We start from the raw sequence: 6,556 nt of genomic DNA on the forward strand, positions 1-6,556 counted from the left end.
GGATTCCGGGTTCAAGGCCTGCGGCCTTGCCCCGGAATGACGGTGGGTGTGGCGGGTCGACCCCAGTTAGTTACAGCGGATTCAGCACCGGGCCGCGTTTCGCGGCCTGCAGCCCCGCCATCAACGCCTTCGCAAAGCTCGCCTTTTCCTCCGGACCGAGGAAGCTGGCGATCGCCACGCGCTGGCCGCGGGCGACCAGATAGAGCCGCTCGATGCCGAACTCCTCGTGGGTTTCCTGGTCGAGGCGGACCCAGAGCGGGTTGAAGCGCCACTCCATGACGTGGCCCTTGTGGCTGACGCGGCGCAGGCGCAGCTCGGTGAGCGTGATCGTCACGTCCTCATAGGCGTTGGCGCGGCGGAAGTTGACGCGGAAGGCCCAGTAGATCGCGAGCGCGTCGAGGCCGAAGAAGCCGAGCACCGGCCAGGCGCCCATCATCACCGAGGCGATGCCGCCGATGAAGCTGATGGCGCAGACCACGGCCATCAGCACCAGGAAGCCGGTGCGGCCGAGCGAGCGATGCGGCCTCAGCCGGGCCGAGAACAGCTCGGGATCAGCGGCGGCGTTGCCGGTCTCCTGATACGCAAAAGCATTGCCTGGCGTCATGGGGCCTCAGTATACCCGGATCATGGCCAAAATCACCCGCCCCCAACGCGCCAAGCCGGCCCCGGTTCGCACGCCCGCCAAAAAGGCGGTCAAAGCCGCGCCGGGAGCAGCGTCCAAATCCGCATCCAAAACGGCGAAGACGGCCGGCAAGATCAGCCCGGCGGCCAAGCTCCCTGCTGCAAAGTCGAAGGCAGGCTCGGTCAAGCCGGTCAAGAAAGGGTTGAAGGCCACGAAGCCCTGGACGCCCGCCGAGATCCGCGAGGCGTTCAGCCGGTTCGCGCAGGCCAATCCGGAGCCGAAGGGCGAGCTCGAGCATCTCAATCCCTACACCTTGCTGGTGGCCGTGGTGCTGTCGGCGCAGGCGACCGACGCAGGGGTCAACAAGGCGACGCGGCCGCTGTTCGCCGTCGCCGATACGCCGCAGAAGATGCTCGCGCTCGGCGAGGACACGGTGCGCGACTACATCAAGACCGTCGGTCTGTACCGCACCAAGGCCAAGAACGTGATCGCGCTGTCGCAGAAGCTCATCGCCGAATTCGGTGGCGAGGTGCCGCGCACCCGCGCGGAGCTGGAGTCGCTGCCGGGCGCCGGGCGCAAGACCGCGAATGTCGTGCTCAACATGGCGTTCGGCGAGCACACGATGGCGGTCGACACCCACGTGTTCCGCGTCGGCAACCGCACCGGGCTGGCGCCCGGCAAGACCCCGCTGGAGGTCGAGCTCGGGCTGGAGAAGGTGATCCCGGCGGAGTTCATGCTGCATGCCCATCACTGGCTAATCCTGCACGGCCGCTACACCTGCCTCGCCCGCAAGCCGCGCTGCGAGCTGTGCCTGATCAAGGACCTCTGCCGCTGGCCGGAGAAGACGGCCTGAGGCGACGCCAGCTGTTAGGCCGGCCCCGCTGCCACCCTCCCCTGGAGGGGGAGGCGATTGCATGTGGAAATTCCGGGCTGTCGCGACGAACGATCCTGCAAGTTAGTTGCTCCGTCATGCCCGGGCTTGTCCCGGGCATCCACGTCGTTCTCAGCATGCCGACCGACGTGGATGGCCGGGACTAGCCCGGCCATGACGACGTGGAGAGAGACGAGCACAAAACGGCGATCGCCACATGCGATTGCCCTGCCCTGGAGGGGGAGGGTCGGCTCACATGGAGCGCAGCGTAATGTGAGCCGGGGTGGGGTGATCTCTCCGTACGACCCGGTGTCTGCGGCTTCACCCCACCCCGCTCGCCCGCTTCGCGTGCGATCGACCCTCCCCCTCCAGGGGAGGGTGAGATCGAGGCCGCGGTCCAGCTCTCGCCGTCTCCACCGCCGTCATGCTCTGCCCCGGGTCTGTCCTTCTCCACCGCCGCCATGCCCGCGCAGGCGGGGCATCCAGTACGCCGCGGCGAACGAGATTGAACCGTGATGTCACGGCGTACTGGATCGTCCGCCGGAGCCTGTCATCCGGCCGGCCGAAGGCCGAACCGGGTGGCGGACGATGACAGTGGGGCCTACGTGAAGCTCCCTTTCAGGTTGCATCTCCAAATCGCGTTTGACAGTCACTTTAGCGTCACGCGGCGACGCCGTCTCACCATCGCCGGGCCACATCGCCGCCCGCATTGGTCATAAGATGAAACGCGTAATCCGGGCGATGTGAGTGGCGCGTGACGATTTCCGCGTTCTCGGACTTTCTGCGCCGGGACGGGGAAGGATCAGTTGCATGGACCATACCGCCGCACTCGTGTCGCTCGCGACCGCCGTGCCACCGCATCGGTTCCGCCAGAACGAGGTGATGGAGGCGGCGCGCGTCGTGCTGTCGCCGCGCTTTCCGCAATTCGACACGATGGCCAGCCTGTTCGCCAACACCGGCATCCGCGCCCGCTACGGCGTCAAGCCGATCGAATGGTACATGGAGCGGCGCGGCTGGCCGGAGCGCACCGAGGCGTACCTCGACGGCGCGGAGGCGCTGTTTGTCGAAGCGACGAACAAGGCGCTGGCGCAGGCCGATCTCAGAGCGGATGAGATCGACACCATCGTTTCCGTGAGCTCGACCGGCATCGCGACGCCGACGCTTGAAGCGCGCGTCGCCGGCCGCATGGGGTTTCGCTCCGATGTCTCGCGCGTCCCCGTGTTTGGGCTCGGCTGCGCCGGCGGCGTGTCGGGCCTGTCGATCGCAGCACGGCTGGCGCAGGCGCGGCCGGGCACCAACGTGCTGTTCGTGACCTTCGAATTGTGCACGCTCGCCGTGCGGCATGACGAGCTGAGCAAGGCGAACATCGTCGCGCTCAGCCTGTTCGGCGACGGCGCCGCGGCCGCGATCCTGCGCGCTGGCGACGGCGGCGCGACGCGCGTCGAGGCGACCGGCGAGAAGCTGTGGCCGGATACGCTGGATATCATGGGCTGGAGCGTCGATCCCGAAGGCTTCGGCGTGATCTTCCAGCGTACCATTCCGGATTTCGTCACCGAGAACATGGGTCCGGCGGTCAACGAGATCCTCGGCCACATGAAACTGTCGGCCAGCGATGTGGACCGCTTCGTCTGCCATCCCGGCGGTGCAAAAGTCATCACGGCGCTGGAGCGCGCGCTGTCGATCGGGCAGGGCACGCTCGATCATGAGCGCGAGATCATCGCCGACTACGGCAACATGTCGGCTCCGACAGTGCTGTTCGTGCTGGAGCGCGCCCGTGCGAAAGGCCTGCCGCCCCGCTCGGTGCTGACGGCGCTCGGACCTGGGTTCACCGCAAGCTGCGTATCATTGAGGCACGCCGCATGACCTTCGCCGCCTTCGTCCTCGCGCTCGTCACCATGCAACGGCTCGGCGAGCTGGTGCTCGCCCGCCACAACACCCGCCGGCTGCGCGCCATGGGCGCGGTCGAGGTCGGCGCGGATCATTATCCGCTGATGATCTCGATGCACGCGGCCTGGCTAGTGTCGCTGTGGCTGCTCGGTGTCGACCAGGAGGTCGATCCGTGGCTGCTGTCCGGCTTCGTGGCTCTGCAGGGCCTGCGCTGGTGGGTGCTGTCGACGCTCGGCCCGCGCTGGACCACGCGCATCATCATCCTGCCCGGCGCGCCGCTCGTCACCGATGGGCCGTATCGCTACATCTCGCATCCGAACTACCTGGTCGTGACCGCGGAGATCGCGCTGCTGCCGCTGGCGCTGCATCTGCCGCTGCTCGCGCTGATCTTCTCCGGGCTGAATGCCGCGGTGCTGTTCATCCGCATCCGCGCCGAAGCCGAGGCGCTGTCCGGCGTGGCGGGCGGGGGCATCGGTGGCGGCCAGACCGCATGAGCGAAGCGGCCGCGCCGGAGGATAAGCCCAGCCTCGCCACATGGCTCGGCTTCGTCCTGATGTGCGTCGGCATGTTCATGGCGATCCTGGACATCCAGGTGGTGGCGACGTCGCTGCCGGCGATCCAGGAGGCGCTCGGCATCACGCCGGACGCGATGAGCTGGATCCAGACCGCGTATCTGATCGCCGAGATCATCGCCATTCCGCTGACCGGCCTGCTGACGCGGGTGTTCACCCTGCGCTGGCTGTTCGTCGGCGCCGTCAGCGTGTTCACGCTGGCGTCGCTCGGCTGCGCGCTGAGCGTCAGCTTCCACATGCTGCTGGCGTTCCGTGTGCTGCAGGGCTTCTTCGGCGGCCTCTTGATCCCCGTGGTGTTCTCGGCGGTGTTTCTGCTGTTTCCGTCGCGGCTGCATGCGGTGGCGACGACGATCGGCGGCGTGGTCGCGGTGCTCGCGCCGACCATCGGTCCCGTGGTCGGCGGCTTCATCACCAACACCTGGTCGTGGCCCTGGCTGTTCCTGATCAACATCGCGCCGGGCATCCTCGCAGCGACCGTGACCCCGGCCTTGTTGCCGAAGCAGGACATGGAGCTCGATGAGCTCGACAAGCTCGATCTGCTGGCGCTGCTGCTGCTCGCGGTGTCGCTGGCGAGCCTCGAGCTGGGCCTGAAGGAGGCGCCGAAGGGCGGCTGGCTGTCGTCGAACTGCATCGCGCTGCTGGTGCTCAGCGCCTCGTGCCTGACGCTGCTGGTCCAGCGCCTGCTGGCGTCAGCCGATCCGATCCTGCGCATCGGCAGCTTCCAGCGCCGCGCCTTCACGCTCGGCTGCGTGTCGAGCTTCTGTCTCGGCATCGGCCTGTTCGGCTCGGTCTATCTGATGCCGGTGTTCCTCGCCTTCGTGCGCGGCCACGACGCGTTCGAGATCGGCAAGATCATGCTGGTGACCGGCGTCGCGCAGCTGGTCGCCGCGCCGTTGGTCACCGCACTCGACGGCAGGGTCGATGCGCGGCTGTTGACCGCGTTCGGCTTCGTGCTGTTCAGCGCCGGCCTGGCCGCCAGCGCGTTTCAGCCGCCGACAGCGGACTATCAGGAGATGTTCTGGCCGCAGGTGGTGCGCGGCGTCGGCATCATGTTCTGCCTGCTGCCGCCGACGCGGATCGCGCTCGGCGACCTGCCGCCGGCCGAGGTCGCCGATGCCAGCGGCCTGTTCAACCTGATGCGCAATCTCGGCGGCGCCATCGGCATCGCGCTGATCGACACCATCATCTATGGCCGCGTCACCTTGCACGCGCAGGCGTTCCGCGACCGGCTGATGGCCGGCGACAGCGCCGCGGCCAAGGCGATCGGGCTCGCGCCGGAGCTGCTGCGCAACCGGCCCCGCAACATCTCCGAGGAGCAGGCGATCGCCTATGTCCGGCCGCTGGTGGAGAAGGCCTCGTTGGCGCTGTGCGTCAACGAGGCGTGGTCGCTGCTCGCCGGCATCGCGCTGCTCGGCTTCCTGCTGATCCCGTTCGCGCGCAACAAGCCGGCCAGCCTGTCGCCGCAACTGCGCGCGCTAGAGGCTGCGCAGCCGGCGCTCCGGCGACGGCTCGATCAGTTGGGGTCGCGGTCCGGATAGCCGCTTGTGCAGATGGACCATGAAGGCCATGCCGAACAGCGGCGTCGCCAGGTTCACGATCGGGATGGTGACGAAGGCCGCGATGATCAGCCCCGCGGTGAACACCGTCACCGCATTGTCGCGCCGCATCGCCTTGGCTTCTGCCGGCGGCCGGAAGCGCATCGCGGCGAGCTCGAAATATTCGCGGCCGAGCAGCCAGGCCGTGGCGAGGAAGAAGATCACGAAGCCGGCGCCGGCCAGGAACACGAAGGGCAGGGCGACGAGGTAGACGAGGATGGTAAGGCCGGCGGCCTTCAGGCCCTCGACGATGGCGATGCCGAACGGCAGCGCGACGCCGGGCCGCTCGGCCGGATAATGCTCGCGCTCGACGAGGTCGGCGACGTCATCAACAAACAGGCTCGCGATCAGCGAGGTGATCGCCGGCATCAGCATGATGCCGCCGAACACGACGCCGAAGCCGGCCGCGATCGAGATGATCCAGGTCAGCACCTCCAGGGTGCCGTGCGAGTTCGGCCCGAGCATCGCCTCGGCCCAGCCTTCGCCGGCGGTCGCGAGCCAGGTCAGCAGCCGCTGCAGCCCGATCGCCAGCACCGTGACCAGCACCAGCGCCAGCCCGATCGAGCGCCACAGGATCGAGCGCATCGGCGGCGACAGAATCTGCGAAAGCGCCTTGATGGCAGCGTCGATCATGGTGGTGGACCCTCTCTGCGAGACACGGGTTTGGAGGTAGACATGGCCGAGGGGTTCGGCAAGCCCGACCTCCCCACCGTACGCGAATGCGCCAAGACTGCTTCCTTCGTCATTGCGAGCGAAGCGAAGCAATCCAGGGTGGCGCGCGGGACTCTGGATTGCTTCGCTCCGCTCGCAATGACGCGGGGAGAGACCGTGCGTCGCCTCACAAACTCGTCGCCCGCAGCCGCAGTGCGTTGCCGACGACGCTCACCGACGACAGCGACATCGCGGCGGCGGCGATGATCGGCGACAGCAGGATGCCGAACACGGGATAGAGGATGCCCGCCGCAATCGGGATGCCCGCCGCGTTGTAGATGAAGGCGAAGAACAGGTT

General features: G+C 67.7%; 6 protein-coding genes. 4 read left to right on the forward strand and 2 right to left on the reverse strand.

All coding sequences use genetic code 11. The features are described 5' to 3' along the window. Nucleotides 1-70: 70 nt before the first annotated feature. Complete coding sequence (locus tag BRAO375_RS19390) at nt 71-604, reverse strand: DUF2244 domain-containing protein (protein WP_009029147.1); 534 nt, start codon at nt 602-604, stop codon at nt 71-73. A gap of 22 nt (nt 605-626) precedes the next feature. On the opposite strand from BRAO375_RS19390, the gene nth reads away from it, so the two are divergent. From nth to BRAO375_RS19410, 4 genes are all read left to right on the forward strand, one after another. Then, the gene (gene nth / locus BRAO375_RS19395) at nt 627-1,475 is read left to right on the forward strand and encodes an endonuclease III (RefSeq protein WP_009029148.1); all 849 of its coding nucleotides are present in this window, start codon (nt 627-629) and stop codon (nt 1,473-1,475) included. Between the two features lie 828 nt (nt 1,476-2,303). After that, nucleotides 2,304-3,356 carry a type III polyketide synthase gene (locus tag BRAO375_RS19400; RefSeq protein WP_009029149.1) on the forward strand — a complete coding sequence of 351 codons (1,053 nt, stop codon included), beginning with the start codon at nt 2,304-2,306 and terminating at the stop codon, nt 3,354-3,356. Continuing rightward, the gene (locus BRAO375_RS19405; protein WP_035641260.1) at nt 3,353-3,874 is read left to right on the forward strand and encodes an isoprenylcysteine carboxyl methyltransferase family protein; all 522 of its coding nucleotides are present in this window, start codon (nt 3,353-3,355) and stop codon (nt 3,872-3,874) included. Before BRAO375_RS19400 ends, BRAO375_RS19405 begins: the two co-directional genes overlap by 4 nt. Continuing rightward, entirely contained in the window at nt 3,871-5,490 is a 1,620-nt protein-coding gene (locus tag BRAO375_RS19410; protein ID WP_009029151.1) for a DHA2 family efflux MFS transporter permease subunit, read from the forward strand. Before BRAO375_RS19405 ends, BRAO375_RS19410 begins: the two co-directional genes overlap by 4 nt. Here BRAO375_RS19410 and BRAO375_RS19415 read toward each other — a convergent pair. Then, nucleotides 5,428-6,180, reverse strand: a complete 753-nt coding sequence (locus BRAO375_RS19415) for a sulfate transporter family protein (RefSeq protein ID WP_009029152.1) — start codon at nt 6,178-6,180, stop codon at nt 5,428-5,430. The two genes, BRAO375_RS19410 and BRAO375_RS19415, sit on opposite strands and share 63 nt — an antisense overlap. Between the last annotated feature and the right edge of the window lie 376 nt (nt 6,181-6,556).

This window comes from Bradyrhizobium sp. ORS 375, from assembly GCF_000239775.1.
Taxonomy (GTDB): domain Bacteria; phylum Pseudomonadota; class Alphaproteobacteria; order Rhizobiales; family Xanthobacteraceae; genus Bradyrhizobium.

Excerpts from the sequence above, each read along its gene's own strand:
- BRAO375_RS19415 (WP_009029152.1), bottom strand. The coding sequence starts at position 6,180 with ATGATCGACGCTGCCATCAAGGCGCTTTCGCAGATTCTGTCGCCGCCG.
- BRAO375_RS19390 (WP_009029147.1), bottom strand. The coding sequence starts at position 604 with ATGACGCCAGGCAATGCTTTTGCGTATCAGGAGACCGGCAACGCCGCC.
- BRAO375_RS19405 (WP_035641260.1), top strand. The coding sequence starts at position 3,353 with ATGACCTTCGCCGCCTTCGTCCTCGCGCTCGTCACCATGCAACGGCTC.
- nth (WP_009029148.1), top strand. The coding sequence starts at position 627 with ATGGCCAAAATCACCCGCCCCCAACGCGCCAAGCCGGCCCCGGTTCGC.
- BRAO375_RS19410 (WP_009029151.1), top strand. The coding sequence starts at position 3,871 with ATGAGCGAAGCGGCCGCGCCGGAGGATAAGCCCAGCCTCGCCACATGG.
- BRAO375_RS19400 (WP_009029149.1), top strand. The coding sequence starts at position 2,304 with ATGGACCATACCGCCGCACTCGTGTCGCTCGCGACCGCCGTGCCACCG.